Genomic DNA, 21,019 nt, shown 5'->3' on the forward strand with positions numbered 1-21,019 from the left:
CCATGCGTAGTTTGTGCGTAGTCGGATGCACATTTCTGGAAGAATTACGCAGTCATAGCACAACGGGAAAAGCACGAAACCCCGTAAACACAAGGGCTTTTCGACTTTACGCTATCATTGGATTTCAAAGGTGGTGCCCCCAGAGAGACTCGAACTCCCGACCCTCGACTTACAAAATCGCAGCTCTACCAACTGAGCTATGGAGGCACTCCCGTTCAGATACAAACTTGTTCGGGCGCTTGCAAGTCCTTGCGGCACTTAACGTCTCGAAAGATTGGCTTTGGCCAGAACCACCACCGCCAGCAATCCGACCGCCATCACCAGAAGGGCGGGCGGCGCGGCATCGCCAAGGTTTTCGAGGCTCGCTTTTTCGTGCACCCGCGTTGCCAGCGTCTCGTAATTGAAAGGCCGCAGCAGCAATGTCGCAGGCAGTTCTTTCACGCATTCGACAAAGACCAGAAGCAGCGCCGAGCCGACAGATCCACGCATCAACGGCAGATAGACCGTGCACAGAACCTGGCCCAAGGACCGCCCCAGCGAGCGGGCGGCCATTGGCAAGGACGGGGCCACCCGCCCGAAAGCGGCATCGGTCGAGGCCTGCGCGATGGCAAAGAACCGCACCACATAGGCCAGAATGATCGCCATGCCCGTTCCGGTCAGGATCAGCCCCGGATCATGGCCGGTCAGCGCCCAGATCGTATCGGCCTGCCAGTTATCAAGCGCCGCCAGAGGTATCAAGATCCCCACCGCCAGCACCGCGCCCGGCGCGGCGTACCCAAGTGCCGTCAACGGAATGACCAGACGCGGCAGCCCCTGCCCCGACAGGCGCATCCCGTAGACCATCACCAGAGCCGCCAGCACACAGATGACAGAGGCCAGCCCCCCCGTCAGCAGGCTATGCCAGACCGCAAGCAGCAATCCCGATCCGGCCCAGGCCTCGGGATTGGCCAGCGCATGGCCGCCGATCACCAGAACCGGCAGGACGAACCCCGCCGCAAAAGGAATGCAGCACAGCCCGAAGGCCAGCCATCCCGCTGCCCCATGCAGGGTGACCGGCGTCACAGGGCGGCTCTGCCGCGCCGACTGGTAATAGCGCGACCGTCTGCGCCCCAGCGTTTCGGCGGCAAAAAGAGCAAAGATCACCGCAAGAATAACCAGCGCGATCTGCGCCGCGCCTCCGGCATTTCCGGCCTCGAGCCATGTGGTAAAGATCCCCGTGGTCAGGGTCTGCACGCCGAAATAGTCCACGACACCGAAATCGGCGACCGTCTCCATCATGGCAATCGCCGCGCCCGCAACAATGGCCGGACGCGCCAGCGGCAGCCCCACCCGCCAGAACAGCGCCCAAGGCCCCGCCCCCAAGGCGCGGGCCACCTCGTAGCTGGCACCGGATTGCTCGCGGAAGGCATTGCGCGCCAGAAGATAGGCATAGGGATAGAAACTTGCCGCCAGCACGATGACCGCCGCCCAACGCGAGCGCACTTGCGGAAACCAGTAGTCCTGCGCCCCCTGCCAGCCGAAAACCCCGCGGGCCAGCGTCTGCAGCGGACCGGAATAGTCCAGAAAATCCACCAGCGCATAGGCTGTCACATAGGCCGGAATGGCCAGCGGAAACAGCAGCGCCCATTCCAGCCAGCGATGCCCCGGAAAGCGGTACATCGCCACCAGCCAAGCGGCCCCCGTCCCCACCACCGCAGTCAGCACGCCAACGCCACCCGTCAGAATGGCCGAATTCGCAAGATAGCGCGGCAGGGTCGTGGCCAGAAGATGCGGCCAGATATTTTCCACCGGATGCGCGGCAAGCCAGCCCACCGCCACGATCGGCGCAAGGATCAGTAGGGCAAACAGCACGGCCACCGCCGACCAGCCCGCCGTACCTGCCGCCCTGCCCCGTTCGAGATGCGCCTTTAGCTTGCCCATATCCTGCCCAATTCCGAGTTTATCCATCAGGAACACCCTTCCCGCATAGACCGAAAGCCGTTTGCCTGTAAAGCAAAGCTCCTTTAATCTAACCCCATAATGAGAGCGGAGAAAAAACATGCAGGTTGTCTTCCATCTTGGCGCCCATGCAACCGACGAGGATAGTCTGGTGCGCTGTCTGGCAAGAAACCCGCGCGTGCTGGACGAGAACGGGGTGATTGTCCCGCATCCGCGCCGTTACCGGATGGTGCTGCGCGACACGCTTCTGGCGCTGAAGGGCGGGGAAGCCGATCCCGAGACCGCCGATGCCGTGCTGGCTGCGGTGACCGATAAGGAAGAGATCAACCGCATCATCTTCAGCCATGAATATTTCATGTGCATTCCCGAGCGTGTGGTCACCGATAAGGGCTTCTATACGATGGTTCCGGGCAAGCTGGAGCCATTGGCCAATATCTTCCCCGATGCCGAGATCGAATTCCATCTGGCACTGATCAACCCCGCCACCCTGATCCCCGCTTTGGCCACGCGCCTGCCCGAGCGCAGCTATGACGATCTCATGCAGGGGGTCGACCCCCGGGATCTGCGCTGGCGCCCTGTCCTCGAACGGATGGTCGAGGCCGCGCAGGGCCATAAGATCGTGGTCTGGTGCAATGAGGACGCGCCGCTGATCTGGCCGGAAATCCTGCATAGCCTGAGCGGCATCAGCGGGGATGTCACACTTAACGGCGAACAGATGATCCTGAAGACGATCATGACCGAGGGCGGCTTCCGCCGCTATGCCGATTACATTCTCAACAACCCGCCCAAAACCGTCGAGCAACGGCGCAAGATCACGATGGCCTTTCTCGACAAATTCGCCAAGCCGGACGAGCTGGAAATGGATGTGGCCCTCCCCGGCTGGGACGAGGCCCTGATCGACGAGGTCACCGCCCTCTACGAGGCCGATATCGACGCCATTGCCGCCATGCCGAATGTCACCTTCCTCGCGCCCTGACCACGGTTCGGGCCGCCGTCAGGCCACGCCGGAAGCGGGGGACTGACGCGACAGAAGGCTCCGATTGCCCGCATAGACAAAAGGCCCCCCGCAAGGAGAGGCCTTTTCAGGGCGCCATAGCTGGCGGGGATCATTCCATCCCCAGCGCCTGCTTGTAGATATCCATGATCGCCTCTTCTTCCGCGACATCGTTCTTGTCGCGCTTGCGCAGGGCAATGATCTTCTTGATCACCTTGGTATCATAGCCGCGCGCTTTGGCTTCGGACATGATGTCCTTCTGCTGCTCGGCAATATCCTTTTTCTCGGCTTCGAGACTTTCGAACTGCTCGATGAACTGGCGCAGCTCGTCGGCGGTTACCTGATAGGCGGCATCATTGGGCATGACATGTTCCTCTTATTCGTCTTGCCCTGTTCCCTAAGCCAGCCGCGCCTGCGGAGCAAGCACTCTCGGGGGGCGCGAACCGCCTGAATGCTTGTCACATTGGCGCGAAATCGCTAAGCGCAGGCATAACAGCAATTCTTTGAAAAGGGCAGCGCGATGCAATTCCTCATCTGGACCGGCGCGATCATTTCCGTTTTGGGGCTGGCGGGCCTTGCATGGTGCATTCTGACCGTCGCCAAAGCCAAACGCGCGGGTCTTTCCGAAGACGAAATGCGGCTCAGGCTGCAACGCATCGTGGCGGTCAATCTGGTCGCGCTTTTCGTGTCGGTGATCGGGCTGATGATTGTGGTGGTCGGGATCTTCCTGCGCTAGGCGGGCGCCCCCAAGACCGCGACAGAGGCGCGTCGGGGGCGTGAGCGCTCAGGCGCGATCAAGATCCCCGAAGCTGCGCCCGTTACGGATCAGCACATCCCACAGCGTAACAGGCTCCGGCGCGCCCCCTGCGGCAAGCTGCGCCAGTTGTTCGCGACAGGCCAGCAGACCGCGCTGGTCGGCCATGAACATCGGCCCGCCCTCGTGGCGCGGGAAACCCAGCCCGTGCACGGCGCTCAGATCAAGATCACCGGGCCGGTCCACCGCCCCCAGCTGCAAAAGCTTCGCCCCCTCTGCCGCCATTGCCAGCCAGATCCGCTCGACAATCCGCTCGGCATCCAGCGGACGTGCCACACGGTCCGCCTCGGCGCGCAATGCGTCCAGCAGCGCAGGCTCGAGCGGGTCGGGCCGCGCCACCCCGTCACTGTAAAGATAGATGCCGCGCCCTTTGCGGATCCCCCCATAGCCCTCGACCAGAAGATAGGTCAGAAGCGGGCCGGGCACGAAACCGGCACGACGCAGACAATGCGCCACGGTCTCGACGCCAAGCCGGTCGATCTGCTGGAAGGGAGGCTGCAAGCCGAAGGCCTGACAGGCCTGATCCACCTGTACCGGCGTCGCCCCCGAAAGCACGGACTGTTCCGCCGCAGCCCATAGCGCAGCCTGAAGACGCGCGACCAGCCCCGGATCCATCCCCGGCAGGCCGATCGCCAGATCGCCGCCTGCCCGCAGGATCGCGGCCAGAAAATAGACATCCTCGACCGCTTTGCCATGCACTTCGACATGGCGGCCATAGCGTTCGATCCGGATGGCGGCCTCGGGCTGGTTCGTCGCCACCAGCGCCGCCGCCGAGACCGCCTGTAGCGCCCCGACGATCTCGGCGCGCTCTTGCGGCGCAGAGTCGGCAAGGATGATATCGGCCTTGGCAAAGGCCTGCGCCGCGTCGGTCGTGGCGCTGACACGATCCCATGCGGCGTCGCGCTCTGCCGCGCTCATCCGGCCCAACAGCACGGCCGCTTCCTGCGCCCGCGCCAGCCCCGACAGCCCTGCCTCCAAACGGTCCTGTTGTGCCTCGGCCCAGATCACCCGATGACCGGCACCGGCCAGCGCATAGACCAGACCCTCGGGCGGGTTCCAGACGGCAAAGGTCCTTGCCCCGATTTCGTCCGCCCCCACCGGCTGCGCCTCCTGCGCATGCACCCGCGCCGCGGACGCGCGCAGATGGCGAAGCGCCCGCGAGGCAGGCGAAGACAGCAGATCGCTATGCGCCACCGCCTCGAAATCCAGCGCCTCGGGGAAGGGCAGCAGAACCGCCGCCTCGGCAATGCTCAGCGCCTTTTCCCAGACCGCGTGCTGCGGCCCGGCCTCAAGCGTGTCGCGCAGCGCATCGAGTTCGGTGAAATAGCGTCCGGTCTCGCGGCTGGCTCCTTCCGGATCGGGCACCAGCCCCTCTTCGGCAAAGGCCTGCTGCAAGGTATCAGCCAGAGCGGGCATATCCAGCGCATCTGCCGGAACGACCGCATCGCAGCCCCCCAGCTCGACCGCCTGCGCCGCCGAAAGCGCACGCCCGGCCTTCAGGAAAGACAGAAGTTTGCGCGGCCCGCTCCGGCGTAGGAAGCGGATCAGGCTCCCCCCTGCCGGAAGATAGCCAAGGCTCGGCTCGACCGGATCGAAGCTGGCGGTCTCTAGCGCCAGACGCAGACGTGCCGCCTGTGCCAGAGCAAAAGCCCCCGCGCGGATACGCCCCTCAAGCACGACAACCACCGGACAGGGCAGATCGGACAGGCTCTGCGCAAGCGCCGTCATCGACGGGGTCTCGGCCTCATCGGCGAAATCCGTTTCGGGAGTGTCGGCGCAAGGCCATGCGCCGGTCGCGCGGATAACAACGCCCCGCAGGTCGGCCTCCTGTCGGCACAGGCCGATCGCGCCCCCCAAAGAGCGGCGCAGCACCGCATCGAAGCCTTCACCGCCTGTCTCCGGCAAAGTCAGAAAAGTGACCCCATCACATCGCTGAACCCTGATCCGCCTGACCATACGACCCCGCCCCGCTAAACTGCACATGGCAGGCCCGCGCAGGCCCGCCTTCTCACCGCTTACGGCAAGCCATAGGCGTCTCGCAAGTCGCACGGGGGGAATTTGGTGAAAATCATGCAAAGCCCTGCCCGGCGGGCGGGCCTAGCCACCCGTTCCGGTGCGTTGGGCGTCATCCTCTTCGAAGGCGCTGAAATCCATCGCGGGGAAGCCGCCTTCTGCGGCGTCATCACCGCCCAGATCGCCCATATCCATCGCCGGAAAGCCGCCAGCATCGGCCTCCCCGCCCATGTCGAAACCACCCATTGCCGGAAATCCGTCGCCGCTGGTCCCCTCTTCGCCAAAGGGCGTGTTGCCAATGGCCATAGCGCCCAGATCGGGGCGGGTCTGCATCTCGTCCAGTTCGTTGATTTCCGCGCTTTCGGCTTCGCTGGCGGTCAGTCGCAAAGCGCGGCGTCCGCTATGCTGGCCCAGCTTGGCCATCCCCATCCGGCGGCCATCCACCCCCTCGACACGCAGCTTCTCGAGCGCCTCGCGCGGGATCGGGATCTCGACCCCCGGTTTGAAATTCATCACCCCCGAAAGCGGCATGCTCCAGCGATGCAGTACCGCCGTCAGTTCGGCGCGGGTGCTCATAACGGTGCTTTCCATCTGCTGCGCCCACAGCGCCTCTGCCTCGGGAGCGCGGTTATCGGCATCGCTTTGCGGCAGAACACGCTCCCCGCGTCCGCGCGCGGGCACGGCCCAAAGCAGCGAGACCTCGCGGTCCATCGCGCTGCCGATCTGCATCGTGATGCGGAACATGCGATAGGTGATTTCCTCGAGGATCAGCGAAAGCGGACGCGGATCATCGAAGAAGGACAGATAGCGGAACCCGCCAGCCCAGATGATGTCATCGCTTTCCGCCAGCGCGTCCTCCAGCCCCGCCAGAAGCGAATCGAGCACCCCCTGCACCATAGAGGCATCCACGCGCGTCGGCCTGCGCGGCGCAGGCTGGATGCGCGAGAGCACCCCCATCGTCTGCACCTCGATCAGGGAGGAAAAGGTGATTGGCGGCAACGCCACAACCCCAAAAGCGTCTTTCGGCCCCTCGATCACGCAGAGCATCGGCTGTTCGGGAAAAGACTCCATCAGTTCGGTCAAGGAGACCTGAGACTGATGCACATCCAGCACCTGAAGCGGCAGCCCCAATGTATCCTGTGCGACTTTCGCGAAGACATGGCGGATCGCACGCTCGGGCGAGACCGGACCGCCCGACGCCGCCGCCTTGGCTGCATCGGTCTTCATACGCAAGATTGTCGAAGGCTTCTGATCCACCATAATATCCCATTTGTACCCGACTGAGGGTCGCTTCCGTCAGACTCGCAGATCAGGGTTTACAAAACATTTAATCCCGTCCCGATTTACGTCTCTTCCGCGCCCTCGTGAACCATTTTTCCGCGCCGCAGCGGTATCAAAACACGAAATGCCGCCCCTCCCTGACCCGGCAGATAATCAATACGTCCCCCGAGATTGGTGAGAATCTCCCGACAGATGGCAAGACCAAGCCCCGCTCCGCCTGCCCTAGACATATCTGTAAGCCTTGAAAATTTCTCAAAGATTAAATCCTGAGCCGACTTCGGGATACCTGCACCATTATCGACGAAATCGATCTGCGCCTGATCATCCTGCCGTTGCACCTCGATTCGCAGCACGGGTTTCTCCGCATCGCAGTATTTCTGGGCATTGGTGATAAGGTTAATAAAAACCTGCACCAGCCTGTCCCCATCGGTAAACAATGCCACATGTTCATTGGGGAAATCACGCTCGATACGGCACTGCGCCGCAGTGCCGCTATGGGCGGCGGACTGCACCGCCCGGTTGAGCAGCTCATGCAGATTGCTCAGGCCGATATGCAACTGCACCTTGCGATGCTCCAACACGGAAAGATCCAGAAGATCGTCAAGCAGCCGGGTCAGGCGGCGCGCTTCCTCAAGGATGATCTTGGCATAGCTCTGGCGCATCTCGTCGGGCAGGTCCGGCTCCATCAGGATCTCTGAAAAAGCGCGGATCGAGGTCATCGGCGTGCGCAGTTCGTGGCTGATCTGGCCCAGAAACGCATCCTTTTGCACCGAGATCTGCGTCAGCTTCTCATTGGCCAGCCGCAACTGACGTGCCACCTGTGCAAGCTCTTCGGACTTCGCCTCAAGCTGGGAGGAATGCTCTTTCATATCAGCGGCTTCGCTGGCCATATTGATAAGATCCCCGACCGAGATCACCCGCCCGCCCGACAGTTGCGCCAGCATTGCATGGGCGGTGGCCGAGCCGACAGAACCGGCAAATTTCCGTTCGAGAGCGGCCAGAAAATCGGGGGTCGGGTCCGGCAGCCAGCCGGTTTTGCCCTGCCGCGCCGCCTCGCTCTGGAAGAACTTCTGCGCGGTCTGCGCCCCCAGAATACGCTGCGCCGTCGACAGGTAATCCTCGGATTCGGCCACCGCCATATGCCAGCCCCGCGGCCCCGGCCCCTCGTCATAGATATTGACGAACGCCACCCCCTGCAGCCGTTCGAGCGGCGGCGGAAAGGCCCGAAGCGACAGGCCGATATAGGCTGTCACATTGGCAAACAACGACCAGAACAGCGCATGCAGCAGCGGGTCCATCCCGCTGAGCCCGAAAAGGGCCTCCGGACGCAGCCAGCCGATCCCCCACGGCCCTTCCGCCAGCATCTGCGGCGACATCAACCCGTCGATCCCCAGCGAGGGCAGAAACAGCGTATAGATCCAGATCCCGCCGCCCAGCAGCACCCCGCCCATCGCCCCGTGATGGGTGCCACCGCGCCAGTACAGCCCGCCCAGCAACGCCGGTAGGGTCTGCGCGGCCCCAACAAAAGCGATCAGCCCGATCTCGGCCAGCGCCCCCTGCCCTGACAGCCGGTAATAGCCATAGCCCAGCGCCAGCACCAAGGCGATGGAGAAGCGCCGCGACATCAGCACCACATGGCGCAGATTGCTGTTATGCGACGGCCATAAAGCCAGCCAGAGCGGCGTGACGATCTGGTTCGAGATCATGGTCGCCAAGGCGATAGCCGCAACGATCACCATCGATGTGGCCGAGGAGAAGCCCCCCAGAAAGGCCAGCAAAGCCAGCCAGTCGTGATGCTGCGACAGCGGCAGGGTCAGCACGAAAAGATCGGGATTGGCGCCCTCGGGCAGAAGCTCCAGCCCGATCACCGCAATCGGCAGCACAAAAACGCTGATCAGCGCCAGATAGGCCGGAAAGGCCCAGGAGGCGATGGCCAGATGACGCTCTTCGACATTCTCGACCACCAGAACCTGAAACATGCGCGGCAGCGTCAGGATCGCCGCCGCCGAAAGCAGTGTCAGCCCCATGAAACGCCCGGGTTGGGGCACCCAGTCCTGCGTGGCGAAATGGTCGATACGGTCCATCACGGCCCCCCAGCCGCCGCCCAGCCCCCAGACCACGAAGCTGCCGACCGCCAGAACCGCCACCAGCTTGACCACCGCCTCAAGCGCCACGGCCATGACCACGCCATGATGGCGCTCGTTGGCATCCAGATTGCGCGTCCCGAACAAAATCGCAAACGCGGCCAGCCCGACGGCGATCCACAGGGCCCAGTTCTGCTGGGCCCCTTCCGCTGGGGGCGCAAAACCGGGGGTCGCGAAGGCGCTCAGGCTTTCGGTCACCGATTGCAACTGCAACGCGATATAGGGGGTGGCTGCCAGCACTGCCAGAAGCGTCAGCACCACGCCCAGACTGTTGGATTTTCCGTAGCGGGCCGAGATCAGGTCTGCGACAGAGGTGGCCCTTTGGGCCCGCCCTACCCGCACAAGCTTGCGCAAGAACCACCACCAGCCACAGAAGACAAGGCTCGGCCCCAGATAGATCGTCACGAATTCCAGCCCCGAACGGGCCGCATAGCCGACGGCGCCGTAAAAGGTCCATGCCGTGCAGTAGATCGACAAGGACAGCGTATAGACCCACGGGCTTTGTAAGACCCGCATCCGCCCCGAACGCGCGCGCCCCTCGGCCCAGAAGGCCACGCCGAACAGCAAGACGACATAAAGCAGGCAGACAAGGATCAGGCTGTCGAACGTCATACCGACGGGTGTTTCAGTCATTCGATCGCTCAGTCATCGCGAATTTCGGCCAGCGGTTCGCCGGGATCCAGCGCCCGGTCGAGCCTGCGCGACAGATAGGCCGTCACGGCAATCACCGCCCCCCAGACCGCAAAGATATACAGCCCGAACCGCGCCACCTGCGACGGCTCCACCACAAACATCGCGGGCAACACGAACAGGATCAGCCCGAACAGCGGAAGCAGGCGCAGCGCATCCATTACCCGCCGCAGCCGGTAGGACCGCCTAGCCAGAAAAAGCGGCGCTCTAGCCGGTGCCATGACGCACCCCCTGCGCCGCAGGCGCGCGGCACGCGGCCAGCATACCATCCAGCGCCGCGACCAGATCGGCATTGGCGAAGGGCTTGGCCAGAAAGGCCGTCGCGCCCGCCAGATCTGCCGCGGCACGGTCACGCGCCTGCCCGCGCGCGGTCAGCATCAGCACGGGGATTGCCCGCAAGGCCGGATGCGCGCGCATCTGCGTCAGGATCTCCAACCCCGACAGGCCGGGCAGCATCATATCCAGAATCACGGCATCGGGTCGGGTGGTCTCTATGGCCCCCAACGCCTTTGCCCCATCGGATTCACTCGACACAACAAAACCACGCCGCGACAGGATAAAGCGCAGCGCCTCGACAATATTCGGTTCATCCTCGATCAGAAGAACATGGTCTTGCGGCATGCCCGTCTCTCCTTCTCCCGTCTCGACTATCTCTTGCCGAAGGGGTTGTGTCAAATTCTGCGCTCAAGATCTTGCTGCCGATTGGTCTTAAAGCGGAGCCTATCCCAGCTCGGCGCGCACCGCCCCCAGAATCGAGGGCTCGCGCCGCGCGCTGCAGGCACTGCGCGGGCAGATCCGGCAGGTCACGCCAATCGGCCTGCGCGGCTGCAACAGCGCGGCCGGATCCAGCGGCACGATCAGCATATAGGCCTGCACCGCAACCGGCTGACCAAAGCCGGCTCCCACCACCTGCGGCACGGAAATCGCATAGGTGGTAAAGCTCTGGCTGACCCGACCGGCAATTTCCACATCATGGCGCAACGGCTGCATCGGCTGGCGTAGCGCATCATAGATCGGCCACAAGGCACATCCCGCCCCGTAACGCGGCAGGGCAAAGCCGCTGCACGGCCTGCGGAAAATCACCGCCCCCGAAGCATCGCAGATCACCAGCCCCAGATCGGGCAGCACCGGATGCCCCGCTGGCAGTTGCGCCAGACGGCGCAGAACCAGATCGGCGGGCAACTGATAGGCCGCCGCGATCTCGCCCGGAGACATTCCGAACCGCGCGAGCCCCTCTTCCAGCCGTGCCATCGGAAAGGCGCGGATATCATTGCGCATCCGCTCCAGCCAGTCGCGCACCAAAGCACGGGCCGCATCCGAGGCAAGCTCGGGCGCATTCTGGACAATATCGGCCACCCTGGCACGGGGATTGGCCTCCAGCTCGGCCACCGACCAACCCTGATCGCGCAGCCATGCCTCCATCTGCTCGAACGGGCCGGACTGCCCGAGATCCGCCCCGCTTTGTGCATCCAGATAGCCCACCAGCGCCTCTGCCGCCCCCGACAGACGCAGGCTTTCCCCAGAAATCGTCTGCAAGAACCGCGCCTGCCATTCCGGTTCGATCTGCGGCTCGTCGGTGAGGATCGCCGCCGTCGAGCGAAGACTGGTCACCGCCGAGATGACCTCGTGCAGGCCATCCAGCAGAAACGGGTCCTCCGACAGCCGCTCGGAGAGCTGCTCCACCAGCCGGTTCAGCGCCCCGACCTGCCGCTGGCGCTCGGACAGAAGCGCCGCCCAGCCCGGAAAACGGCTGACGAATTCCTCGATCCGGTCGCTCTCGATCTGCGTGGCGATATCGGCAGGCGCCTGCGCCGCCGCCTCGCGCAGATTATCGAACAAGACGCCCTCGGCCCCTTCGGCCAGCGCCATCGGATCGACCTCCAACGCGGCGGCAATCTGCTCCAGCAGGCTATCGGCCACCCGACGCCGGTTATGTTCGATCAGGTTGATATAGGCCGCAGACATGCCGATACGATTGGCAAGCTCTGCCTGCCGCATGCCCATCGCCATCCGTCTTTCGCGGATGCGGGTGCCGGTAAGCGCCGCGCGCACCATGCCAGTCCTCTCGCCCAAAAGCCGCCAATCAGACAGTCCTGTCAAAGGGATAGCGCGAAACATCCCGTCACGGAAGCAAAATGCCGCAGATCGGGACGGCTCGGCTTGACTTCTTCGCGCCGCAACGCAGCATAAGAGGGCGCGTAAGAGATCGGAGACAAAGATGGCCTCCCAGACCACCCCCGATACCGGACAGACCCTCGAAGGGGCGCATGAGACCCTGCCGGAAGGGTTGCAGGACCTTGAAACCGCGGTGAATGATGCGGTCAGCACGGCGGTGGATCATGCCAGCCGCTACCTGCCGGATTGGGCGGTTTCAACGCTGGTGCTGGCGATGTGCCTGCTGCTGGCATTGGCGCTGCATCGGGTGGTGCGCAGCATGCTGGACCGGATGGTGCGCAACCGTGATCTGTTCTGGCGTTCGCTGGTCGGGCGCTCTACCCGACCGCTGCGTCTTCTGATGATCGTGCTGGCGCTTGGCATAGGGATCAGCGTCGCGCCCCTGTCCGAGGGAGCGGCACGGCTGATCAGTCACCTGCTGCTGATTGCCTTCATCCTCTGTCTGGCATGGATCGCGCATACCGCGCTTTACATCTGGACGACGCTGCATATGCGCCGTTTCAAGCTGGATGCCGAAGACAATCTTCTGGCGCGCAAGCATGTGACGCAGGCGCGCATCCTGCTCCGTGTGGCAAATGTTGCCATCGTGGTTCTGGCGGTCGCCGCCGCCCTGATGACGGTGCCTGCCGTGCGCCAATATGGGGTCTCGCTGCTGGCGGCGGGTGGAGCGGCAGGGATTGTGGTGGGCCTTGCCCTGCAACCCATCCTCAAAAACCTGATTGCCGGTATCCAGCTTGCCCTGACCCAGCCGATCCGTATCGATGATGCGCTGATCGTGGAGGGGGAATGGGGATGGGTCGAGGAAATCACTTCGACCTATGTCGTGCTCAAACTCTGGGACTGGCGCCGGCTTGTGGTGCCGCTGAGCTATTTCATCGAGCAACCCTTCCAGAACTGGACCCGCGAGAATGCCGAACTGATCGGCACCTGTATGTTCTATCTCGACCATTCCGCCCCGATTGCCGATCTGCGCAAGGCGGGCCAGAAAATCGCCGAGGACAACCGGCTCTGGGATGGCAAGGTCTATGCGATGCAGGTCACCGATTTCCGTGAACGGGTGATGGAGGTGCGCGTTCTGGTATCGGCCCGCACCGCGCCACGCGTCTTCGATCTGCGCTGCGAGATGCGCGAGGGGCTGATCGACTATATCCAGCGCGAAATCCCCTCGGCCCTGCCCAAGACCCGCGCCGAAGCCATGCTGAACACCGAACCCGGGCCCGGGCGCGCGCTGCCCGAGACAGATGCCGGAGCACAGGGCCAGACCCGCGGGCCGCTTGGATAGCGACGTTACTGGAATTCGCGGAAACGCATACCGTAGCTTGTGGCCTTATGGCTGCATTCGCTGACCGTAAATTCCAGCCATTCGCGTTTCGGGTTGGGTTTCGTGACCTGTTCGATATCGCGCGTCAGCTGAACCCGCGCCTTGAGAAGCGCCTCGCCCATTGTCGGACCCGCGATCTTGCGCAACCGCTCCATCCAGAAATTGCGCGCCTCGCTGATATACGAGCCGGGCGGCACCAGATTGGGATGGATCTCTTCGGCGACGACCATGCAATAGGCCGCCTCGACCTCTTGCGTGGGTGTGTTGAACAGAAATGACGCAGGGGCCGCAAACTGGCTTTGGGACACCGCAAAGAACGCCCAGCCAAAGCCGCCGATCATGACCGGAAACAGGCCCCATTTCACCCATGCCGGCAGCCCGTCTTCCTTGACGATCTCTTTATGTACTGTCGCTTTACTCATACCGCCCTCCTCCGGGCCTCGTCCACATGCAGACTGCCAGAGGGCGGTGAAATTTCGATTAAAACCGAAAGGGCGCGCGATCCTCTGCCCGCGCGCCCTCCCTGTCATGCCAAAGGCTTACTTCAGCGCCTCGTCGGTAATCTCCAGCGTATAGGCGCCTTCCGGCTCTTTGGTGATCACCGGATCCGAGCCGCCATTCATCAGCACCTTCACGGTGCGTTGGTAATCTGCCGGATCCAGCGCGCCATTGGACCCTGCCGTCAGCTTGGCGACCTCTTCCATCATGCGCTTCTGGTGCTCTTCGGTCTGTGCCCCGGTCATATCGTTGTCCAGCACGATCTCGGCGGCCTCATCGGGGTTTTCCTCGGCCCATTTCCAGCCCTTCATCGACGCACGGACAAATTTGACCATCTTCGCCTTGAAGTCCGGATCTTCCAGCTTGTCCTGCATGACGTAAAGACCGTCCTCAAGCGTCGCCACACCCTCGTCCTCGTATTTGAACGTCACCAGATCATCGGGGGAAATCCCCGCCTCGATGATCTGCCAGTATTCATTATAGGTCATGGTCGAAATGCAGGAGGCCTGCTTTTGCAAAAGCGGATCGACATTGAAGCCCTGCTTGAGCACCGTCACCCCCTCGGGGGAACCATCTGTGGGGATGCCCAAGGTGCTCATCCAGCTCAAAAACGGGTATTCATTGCCGCCAAACCACACGCCCAGCGTCTTGCCCTTGAAATCCTCGGGGCTCTTGATGCCGCTTTCCTTCAGGCAGGTCAGCATCATGCCCGAGGATTTGAACGGCTGCGCGATATTCACAAGCGGCAGCCCTTTCTCGCGCGCGGCCAAGGCCGAGGGCATCCAGTCCACCGTCACATCAGCCCCACCACCGGCCATCACCTGCGTGGGCGAGATATCGGGACCACCGGGCAGGATATCCACATCAATGCCCTCATCTTCGTAAAACCCTTTGTCCTTCGCCACGTAATAGCCTGCAAACTGCGCCTGCGTGACCCATTTCAGCTGCAGCGTCACATCCGCCGCAAAGGCAGGGCTTGCCGTCGCCAAAGCCGCCAGCGCCGCGCCCATCATCCAGTTCTTCATCTTACTCTCCTGTTGGTTTTTATCTTGCCGTCTCTTGGCCCGCCTCATCCCCTTTGCGACGGATGCCAGAAGGTCAGCACTTTTTCGGCCAGCGCAATCAGCCCGTAGAATCCGGTACCAGCCAACGCCGCTACCGTAATTTCAGACCAAACCAGTGCCATGTCGAGTTGCCCCACCGCGGTCGAGATCCGAAACCCCATCCCCCGCGTCGGAGAGCCAAAAAATTCAGCAACAATCGCCCCGATCAGCGCCAGAGTGGTGGCAATCTTCAGCCCGTTGAACAGGAAGGGCAAAACCGCAGGCAGGCGCATTTTTATCAGCGTCTGCAGATAGCTGGCCGAATAGGTGCGCATCAGATCGCGCTGCAGCGGATCGGTGGCCTTCAACCCCGCGACCATATTGACCAGCACCGGAAAGAACACGGTGACAATCACCACCGCCGCCTTCGACTGCCAGTCAAAGCCGAACCACATGACGAAAATCGGCGCGATCCCCACGATCGGCAGCGCGGCAAGAAAGTTCCCCACCGGCATCAGCCCCCGTTCCAGAAAAGCCGAACGGTCCACCAGCACTGCCATCACAAAGGCCGCAGCACAGCCCATCACATAGCCCGAAAGCGCCCCCTTCAGAATGGTCTGGCGGAAATCGATCCAAAGGACACCGGTCGAGGCCGCAAAGCGCATCGCAATCTGGCTTGGCGCAGGCAGGATCACCTGTGGCACCGCAAAGCCGCGCACGATCCCCTCCCACAGCACCAGAAGCGTCACGCCAAAGAGCGCAGGCACAAAATAGCGCGCCCATCCTGTCTCGGACCAACGTGCCGCGATGGTTGCATTCATCCAGAAGGCCACGGCCCAGAACAGGATCGCAAAGATCAGAAAGCTCATCTTACCAACCCCATCCGTTTCAACACGACCGTCTCGATCAGGCCCACCAGCCCCACCAGCACCGCTGCCAGACAGGCTGCCGCAATCAGTGCCGCCCAGATCTGGATCGTCTGCCCGTAATAGCTGCCCTGCAACAGACGCGCACCAAGCCCCGCCACAGCCCCTGCGGGCAATTCGGCCACAATGGTGCCCACCAAAGCCGCCGCCACCCCGACCTTCAGCGAGGCAAAGAAATAGGCCATCGAGGACGGCAACCGCAGCTTCCAGAAGATCGCCGTCTTCGGCGCGCCATAGGTGCGCAACAGATCAATCTGCATCGCATCAGGTGCGCGCAAACCCTTCACCATCCCCACCAGGACAGGGAAGAAACTCAGATAAGCCGCAATCAGCGCCTTCGGCAAAAGCCCCTTCACCCCCAGCGAGGCCAAAACCACAATCACCATCGGCGCAATCGCCAGCACGGGGATCGTCTGGCTTGCGATCGCCCAAGGCATGAAACTCATATCCAGCGCCTTGTTATGCACCAGCGCCACGGCCAGCAACAACCCCGCCACGGTCCCGATGATAAACCCGAGCCCCGTGGCCTCCAGCGTAATCCAGCCATGATAGACCAAAGACCGCTTCGACGTCACTTTCTGTCCCGTGACCCCGTCCCAAAGCCCCATCACAACCTGATGCGGCGCAGGCAATACGGGCCTGTCCAGCGCCATCGTCTGACCAACCATATTCCAAAATCCAACCGCCTGCCCCGAACGCGCCGCCTGATCATAAACCCAGGCACTGTTCAGCCAGACCGTCGCGCCATACCAGACCGCGATAATGGCACAAACCACAACCAATACCGGACCAACCCGCGTCATGAGTCCCCCCCGATCACAGTTCCAGCTGCCCTAAATATCCCGGGGGGGTTGGGGGGCAGCGCCCCCCTTCCCTTGCAAACAAATTCACACATGGGCATGCCCCGCATGCAGCCCCTCACGCACCCGATGCGCAATCTCCAGAAACTCTGGACTATCGCGGATCTCCAAGGGACGCTCCTTCGGCAAGGGGCTATCGATCACATCGGTGATCCGCCCAGGGCGCGGGCTCATCACCACGATCTTGGTCGAAAGATAAACCGCCTCGGGGATCGAATGGGTCACAAAACCGATCGTCTTGCCCGTCCGCGCCCAAAGCGCCAACAGCTCCTCGTTCAGCTTGTCGCGCACGATCTCGTCAAGCGCCCCGAACGGCTCGTCCATCAAGAGAATATCGGCATCAAAGGACAACGCCCGCGCGATAGAGGCGCGCTGCTGCATGCCGCCCGACAGCTGCCACGGAAACTTCCGGCCAAAGCCCTTGAGGTCCACCAGCTCCAGAACCTTCTCGACCCGCGCATCCATCTCGGCCTTCGGATAGCCCATGATTTCCAAGGGCAGCTTGATATTTCCCGCAATCGTCCGCCACGGATAAAGACCCGCCGCCTGAAACACATAGCCATAGCTTCGCGCCTTACGGGCCTCATCGGGCGAAATCCCGTTAACGGTCAACGCGCCCCCCGTGGGCGTTTCGAGCGCTGCGATACAGCGCAGAAAGGTCGTTTTGCCACAGCCCGAAGGCCCGATAAACGACACGAACTCCCCGCGCTCGATGGACAGGTTCACATCCTTCAGCGCCTGCACCGGCCCGTCATTGGTTTCAAACACCAGATTGACATCGCGGGCATTGATAATCGGTTTCTTCATCTTCCCCGTTTTTCCCTAATGACCCGTTTTCCGGGCTCTGTGGGTTGAGGATGCCCAGAAGGCGGGCACCCCGCAAGAGTTGACGTCTCAGACGCCGCTGGCCGGAATACCGGCGCGTACCACAGGGCGCGGCGCGGTCAGCTCTTTCCATGTCGACAGCGCTTTCGACACCGCCGTTCCCGGCGGGCGGGCGACAAATTGCCCATGTCCCTCGGGCGCCTCGACACGGCCCTCGACGGCCGCAACCACCCCGCGCGACAGCGTATAGCGCGGCAGGCCCTTGACCTCTTTGCCCTCGAAGACGTTGTAATCGATCGACGACACCTGCGTCTTGGCGGAGACCACCTTGCTGGCCTCGGGGTCCCAGACCACCAGATCGGCATCCGCCCCCACCAGAACCGCGCCTTTCTTGGGGTAGATATTCATGATCTTGGCAATATTGGTCGAGGTGACGGCCACGAATTCATTCATCGTGATCCGGCCCGTGTTCACCCCATAGGTCCAGAGCATCGGCATCCGGTCCTCAAGCCCGCCGGTGCCATTGGGGATCTTGGTGAAATCGCCCACGCCATAGCGCTTCTGCTCGGTCGTAAAGGCGCAGTGGTCAGTCGCCACGCAAGACAGGGTGCCCGAAGCCAGACCCGCCCAAAGACTATCCTGATGTTGCTTGTTGCGGAACGGCGGCGACATCACGCGCCGCGCCGAATGGTCCCAATCCTTGTCGAAATACTCGCTTTCATCCAGCACCAGATGTTGGATCAGCGGCTCGCCATAGACGCGCTTGCCCAGCATCTTGGCACGGCGGATCGCCTCATGGCTTTCCTCGCAGGAGGTATGCACCACATAAAGCGGCACGCCCGCCATATCGGCAATCATGATCGCGCGGTTGGTGGCCTCGCCCTCCACAATCGTCGGACGGGAATAGGCATGGGCCTCGGGGCCGGTATTGCCCTCGGCCAGAAGCCGCGCCGACATCTCGGCCACCACATCACCATTCTCGGCATGAACCATCGGCAGCGCGCCCAGCTCGGCGCAACGTTTGAACGAGGCAAAGAGCTCGTCATCATTGACCATCAGGCTGCCCTTATAGGCCATGAAATGCTTGAAGGAATTGATGCCGCGCTCGGTGATGATCTTCATCTCGTCAAAGACCTGCTCACCCCACCATGTCACCGCCATATGGAAACTGTAATCGCAATGCGCGCGGGCGGCTTTATTGTCCCATTTCTTCAGCGCATCGAGCATGCTCTCGCCCGGATTGGGCAGGGCGAAATCGATCACCATCGTGGTGCCGCCCGCCACGGCCGCCGCTGTCCCCGCGTCAAAATCATCGGCGGAATAGGTGCCCATGAAGGGCATTTCCAGATGGGTATGTGGGTCGATCCCGCCGGGCATCACATAGCAGCCCTCGGCGTCCAGAACCTTGTCGCCTGCAAGGTCAGGCCCGATTTCGATGATCTGGCCGCCCTCGACCAGAACATCCGCCTTGTAGGTCAGATCGGCGGTGACAATCGTGCCGCCCTTGATGACCGTTTTCGTCATGGGTGTCTCCCTATTGTGGCAGGGGCGCAGCAGATCTGTGCTACGCCCGAAGCCGCAACAGAGATCAGAGTTCGCCCGTCAGGAATTGCGCGCGACCGAAGCCGAAGCTCCAATCCGCGCGTGTGTTGGACATCACCGACACCATCAGATCTTTCGGATCCAGACCGATCGCTGTTTCCAGCTTGCGGCAAAGAATGTCGTAGAAGGCCTGTTTTTGTTCTTCGCTGCGCGGCGAGGAGAAGACCTGCACAAGGATCGGGCTCGGGCCGCGGGTAAAGCCCAGCCCCGTATCCAGCAGCACCATGCGACCGGGTTTGTATTCGGTCACCAGCTGGTAGCGGTCGTCCTGCGGCACAGCGAAGGCCTCCAGAACGGCCTCGTGACCGGCATCGAGCATCGCTTTGATCTCGGCCTCGGGGCGCCCTTCGATGACATGAAACTGGATAAGCGGCATCTGTGATCTCCTTCATTGTCGCATCCGGCACTCCCAAGGAAGGTGCGCCGTCTTGACAGTGAAATTGACCCATCACGCCCATGTTTCAAGCATCCTTGTTGCAAGGTTCGGTTTGCGAAAATGCCGGTATGCATTGAAGTAATACCTCAATGAACCGAATTATCCGCAAAATACATCACCCCACGATCTGCGCGGTTTCCAGAACGGCATGACACAGAACATCACAGCCCGCCGCCGCCCATTCGGGGCTGATTTCCTCGGCCTCGTTATGCGACAGCCCATCGACACAGGGGCACATGATCATCGTCGTCGGCGCCACTTTCGCCGCCCAGCAAGCGTCATGGCCCGCCCCCGAGATGATATCCATATGGCTGTAGCCCAGACGCTCGGCGGCAGTGCGGACATTGGCCACCAGCTCCGGCGCGAAGGTCACAGGATCAAAGTGCCCCACCGGATCAATGACGCAGCCCACACCAAGCTCTGCACAGATCCCAGTGGCGCGGGTCTCGATCTCGGCGCGCATCGCATCCAGCTTGGCCTGATCGGGCGTGCGGATATCGACGGTAAACACCACCTTGCCCGGCAGCACATTGCGCGAGTTCGGGGTGAAGGTCACCTGCCCCACACCGCCCACAGCTCCCGGCTGGTTCTTCATGGCCACGTCCTGAACCATCTCGAAAATCCGGCTCATGGCAAGACCCGCATTCACCCGCATCGCCATCGGCGTAGAGCCGGTATGCGCATCCTTGCCGGTCAGCGTGAATTCCAGCCACCACAGCCCCTGACAATGGGTCACAACGCCAATGGATTTCTCGGCGGCCTCAAGGATCGGCCCCTGTTCGATATGATATTCGTAATAGGCATGCATCTTGCGCGCGCCGACCTCTTCCACGCCCTTCCAGCCGATACGCTCAAGCTCGGCCCCATAGGTCTTGCCCTCAAGATCCTGACGGCCATAGGCGTAATCCAGATCGATCTCGCCCGCGAAAACCCCAGAGGCCAGCATGGCAGGGGCGAAACGCGCGCCCTCCTCATTGGCCCAGTTGGTCACCACGATCGGATGTCTGGTCTTGATATTGAGGTCGTTCAAGGTGCGCACAACCTCAAGCGCGGCCAGCACCCCCAGCACCCCGTCATATTTGCCGCCCGTGGGCTGGGTATCAAGGTGGCTGCCGATATAGACGGGCAACGCCTCGGGGTCCTCGCCCGCGCGGGTGGCAAACATGGTGCCCATCTTGTCGACGCCCATCGACATGCCCGCCGCCTCGCACCAGCTCTGGAACAGCGCGCGCCCTTCGGCATCTTCATCGGTCAGGGTCTGTCGGTTATTTCCGCCTGCAACCCCTGGCCCGATTTTGGCCATTTCCATAAGACTATCCCAAAGGCGTGCGGAATTGATGCGGAGGTTTTCTCCGGGTGCGGACATATTCAAATACTCCCTGTCACCGGAACGTCTTCGCGGGCGTCCTCTTTGTGACGAATTCGTTTCTGACCAACTGGTCAAGAATATTGAGACACC

Annotated in this window: 19 protein-coding genes and 1 tRNA gene; 3 read left to right on the forward strand and 17 right to left on the reverse strand. The window is 62.2% G+C overall.

What is annotated here, in order from left to right:
• Nucleotides 1–131 precede the first annotated feature (131 nt).
• Together RPE78_RS00825 and RPE78_RS00830 are read right to left on the reverse strand one after the other, a co-directional pair.
• Nucleotides 132–207, reverse strand: a tRNA-Thr gene (locus RPE78_RS00825).
• Nucleotides 208–258: 51 nt separating this feature from the next.
• A complete protein-coding gene (locus RPE78_RS00830) occupies nt 259–1,920 on the reverse strand; it encodes an ABC transporter permease (RefSeq protein ID WP_406721669.1) in 1,662 nt (553 codons plus the stop codon).
• 118 nt (nt 1,921–2,038) lie between these two features.
• Between RPE78_RS00830 and RPE78_RS00835 the strand changes: the two genes are divergently transcribed.
• Nucleotides 2,039–2,914, forward strand: coding sequence for a hypothetical protein (locus RPE78_RS00835; protein ID WP_339107635.1), 876 nt, complete (start codon nt 2,039–2,041; stop codon nt 2,912–2,914).
• A 130-nt stretch (nt 2,915–3,044) separates the two neighbouring features.
• On the opposite strand, the gene RPE78_RS00840 is transcribed toward RPE78_RS00835, so the two are convergent.
• Nucleotides 3,045–3,296 carry a DUF2312 domain-containing protein gene (locus tag RPE78_RS00840; protein WP_339107636.1) on the reverse strand — a complete coding sequence of 84 codons (252 nt, stop codon included), beginning with the start codon at nt 3,294–3,296 and terminating at the stop codon, nt 3,045–3,047.
• 156 nt (nt 3,297–3,452) lie between these two features.
• Between RPE78_RS00840 and RPE78_RS00845 the strand changes: the two genes are divergently transcribed.
• Complete coding sequence (locus RPE78_RS00845) at nt 3,453–3,668, forward strand: hypothetical protein (RefSeq protein ID WP_406720974.1); 216 nt, start codon at nt 3,453–3,455, stop codon at nt 3,666–3,668.
• 48 nt (nt 3,669–3,716) lie between these two features.
• On the opposite strand, the gene RPE78_RS00850 is transcribed toward RPE78_RS00845, so the two are convergent.
• From RPE78_RS00850 to RPE78_RS00875, 6 genes are all read right to left on the reverse strand, one after another.
• Entirely contained in the window at nt 3,717–5,651 is a 1,935-nt protein-coding gene (locus RPE78_RS00850; RefSeq protein WP_406720975.1) for an enoyl-CoA hydratase-related protein, read from the reverse strand.
• Nucleotides 5,652–5,843: 192 nt separating this feature from the next.
• Complete coding sequence (locus RPE78_RS00855; protein ID WP_406720976.1) at nt 5,844–6,986, reverse strand: FliM/FliN family flagellar motor switch protein; 1,143 nt, start codon at nt 6,984–6,986, stop codon at nt 5,844–5,846.
• A gap of 116 nt (nt 6,987–7,102) precedes the next feature.
• Entirely contained in the window at nt 7,103–9,796 is a 2,694-nt protein-coding gene (locus RPE78_RS00860; RefSeq protein WP_406721670.1) for an ATP-binding protein, read from the reverse strand.
• A gap of 29 nt (nt 9,797–9,825) precedes the next feature.
• The gene (locus RPE78_RS00865; RefSeq protein ID WP_406720977.1) at nt 9,826–10,095 is read right to left on the reverse strand and encodes a hypothetical protein; all 270 of its coding nucleotides are present in this window, start codon (nt 10,093–10,095) and stop codon (nt 9,826–9,828) included.
• A complete protein-coding gene (locus RPE78_RS00870) occupies nt 10,082–10,495 on the reverse strand; it encodes a response regulator transcription factor (RefSeq protein ID WP_406720978.1) in 414 nt (137 codons plus the stop codon). The genes RPE78_RS00865 and RPE78_RS00870 overlap by 14 nt, the downstream gene beginning before the upstream one ends.
• A 99-nt stretch (nt 10,496–10,594) precedes the next feature.
• Nucleotides 10,595–11,929, reverse strand: coding sequence for a short-chain fatty acyl-CoA regulator family protein (locus RPE78_RS00875; RefSeq protein ID WP_339107642.1), 1,335 nt, complete (start codon nt 11,927–11,929; stop codon nt 10,595–10,597).
• 163 nt (nt 11,930–12,092) lie between these two features.
• Here RPE78_RS00875 and RPE78_RS00880 point away from each other — a divergent pair, with 163 nt between their 5' ends.
• Entirely contained in the window at nt 12,093–13,331 is a 1,239-nt protein-coding gene (locus RPE78_RS00880) for a mechanosensitive ion channel domain-containing protein (protein WP_339107643.1), read from the forward strand.
• Between the two features lie 5 nt (nt 13,332–13,336).
• Here RPE78_RS00880 and RPE78_RS00885 read toward each other — a convergent pair whose 3' ends face one another.
• The 8 genes from RPE78_RS00885 to RPE78_RS00920 form a co-directional block, all read right to left on the reverse strand.
• Nucleotides 13,337–13,792 carry a hypothetical protein gene (locus RPE78_RS00885; protein ID WP_339107644.1) on the reverse strand — a complete coding sequence of 152 codons (456 nt, stop codon included), beginning with the start codon at nt 13,790–13,792 and terminating at the stop codon, nt 13,337–13,339.
• Between the two features lie 117 nt (nt 13,793–13,909).
• Nucleotides 13,910–14,893: an ABC transporter substrate-binding protein gene (locus RPE78_RS00890; RefSeq protein WP_339107645.1), complete on the reverse strand. Its 984-nt coding sequence runs from the start codon at nt 14,891–14,893 to the stop codon at nt 13,910–13,912.
• Between the two features lie 44 nt (nt 14,894–14,937).
• Entirely contained in the window at nt 14,938–15,732 is a 795-nt protein-coding gene (locus RPE78_RS00895; protein ID WP_406721671.1) for an ABC transporter permease, read from the reverse strand.
• A 44-nt stretch (nt 15,733–15,776) separates the two neighbouring features.
• The gene (locus tag RPE78_RS00900) at nt 15,777–16,640 is read right to left on the reverse strand and encodes an ABC transporter permease (RefSeq protein ID WP_406720979.1); all 864 of its coding nucleotides are present in this window, start codon (nt 16,638–16,640) and stop codon (nt 15,777–15,779) included.
• 84 nt (nt 16,641–16,724) lie between these two features.
• Nucleotides 16,725–17,504 (reverse strand): ABC transporter ATP-binding protein, encoded by a 780-nt coding sequence (locus RPE78_RS00905; RefSeq protein WP_339107648.1) that lies wholly within the window; start codon nt 17,502–17,504, stop codon nt 16,725–16,727.
• 87 nt (nt 17,505–17,591) lie between these two features.
• On the reverse strand, nt 17,592–19,046 hold the full coding sequence (gene hydA, locus RPE78_RS00910) for a dihydropyrimidinase (protein ID WP_406720980.1): 1,455 nt from the start codon (nt 19,044–19,046) through the stop codon (nt 17,592–17,594).
• 64 nt (nt 19,047–19,110) lie between these two features.
• The gene (locus RPE78_RS00915; RefSeq protein ID WP_339107650.1) at nt 19,111–19,500 is read right to left on the reverse strand and encodes a tautomerase family protein; all 390 of its coding nucleotides are present in this window, start codon (nt 19,498–19,500) and stop codon (nt 19,111–19,113) included.
• 175 nt (nt 19,501–19,675) lie between these two features.
• Nucleotides 19,676–20,926, reverse strand: a complete 1,251-nt coding sequence (locus RPE78_RS00920; RefSeq protein WP_339107651.1) for a Zn-dependent hydrolase — start codon at nt 20,924–20,926, stop codon at nt 19,676–19,678.
• Between the last annotated feature and the right edge of the window lie 93 nt (nt 20,927–21,019).

Source organism: Thioclava litoralis, from assembly GCF_045278885.1.
Classification (GTDB): domain Bacteria; phylum Pseudomonadota; class Alphaproteobacteria; order Rhodobacterales; family Rhodobacteraceae; genus Thioclava; species Thioclava litoralis.

Coding starts and splice junctions, on each gene's coding strand:
- RPE78_RS00870 (WP_406720978.1), bottom strand. CDS start 10,495: ATGCCGCAAGACCATGTTCTTCTGATCGAGGATGAACCGAATATTGTC.
- RPE78_RS00915 (WP_339107650.1), bottom strand. CDS start 19,500: ATGCCGCTTATCCAGTTTCATGTCATCGAAGGGCGCCCCGAGGCCGAG.
- RPE78_RS00860 (WP_406721670.1), bottom strand. CDS start 9,796: ATGACGTTCGACAGCCTGATCCTTGTCTGCCTGCTTTATGTCGTCTTG.
- hydA (WP_406720980.1), bottom strand. CDS start 19,046: ATGACGAAAACGGTCATCAAGGGCGGCACGATTGTCACCGCCGATCTG.
- RPE78_RS00845 (WP_406720974.1), top strand. CDS start 3,453: ATGCAATTCCTCATCTGGACCGGCGCGATCATTTCCGTTTTGGGGCTG.
- RPE78_RS00895 (WP_406721671.1), bottom strand. CDS start 15,732: ATGAATGCAACCATCGCGGCACGTTGGTCCGAGACAGGATGGGCGCGC.
- RPE78_RS00875 (WP_339107642.1), bottom strand. CDS start 11,929: ATGGTGCGCGCGGCGCTTACCGGCACCCGCATCCGCGAAAGACGGATG.
- RPE78_RS00885 (WP_339107644.1), bottom strand. CDS start 13,792: ATGAGTAAAGCGACAGTACATAAAGAGATCGTCAAGGAAGACGGGCTG.
- RPE78_RS00890 (WP_339107645.1), bottom strand. CDS start 14,893: ATGAAGAACTGGATGATGGGCGCGGCGCTGGCGGCTTTGGCGACGGCA.
- RPE78_RS00880 (WP_339107643.1), top strand. CDS start 12,093: ATGGCCTCCCAGACCACCCCCGATACCGGACAGACCCTCGAAGGGGCG.
- RPE78_RS00830 (WP_406721669.1), bottom strand. CDS start 1,920: ATGGGCAAGCTAAAGGCGCATCTCGAACGGGGCAGGGCGGCAGGTACG.
- RPE78_RS00835 (WP_339107635.1), top strand. CDS start 2,039: ATGCAGGTTGTCTTCCATCTTGGCGCCCATGCAACCGACGAGGATAGT.
- RPE78_RS00840 (WP_339107636.1), bottom strand. CDS start 3,296: ATGCCCAATGATGCCGCCTATCAGGTAACCGCCGACGAGCTGCGCCAG.
- RPE78_RS00855 (WP_406720976.1), bottom strand. CDS start 6,986: ATGAAGACCGATGCAGCCAAGGCGGCGGCGTCGGGCGGTCCGGTCTCG.
- RPE78_RS00905 (WP_339107648.1), bottom strand. CDS start 17,504: ATGAAGAAACCGATTATCAATGCCCGCGATGTCAATCTGGTGTTTGAA.
- RPE78_RS00900 (WP_406720979.1), bottom strand. CDS start 16,640: ATGACGCGGGTTGGTCCGGTATTGGTTGTGGTTTGTGCCATTATCGCG.
- RPE78_RS00920 (WP_339107651.1), bottom strand. CDS start 20,926: ATGTCCGCACCCGGAGAAAACCTCCGCATCAATTCCGCACGCCTTTGG.
- RPE78_RS00865 (WP_406720977.1), bottom strand. CDS start 10,095: ATGGCACCGGCTAGAGCGCCGCTTTTTCTGGCTAGGCGGTCCTACCGG.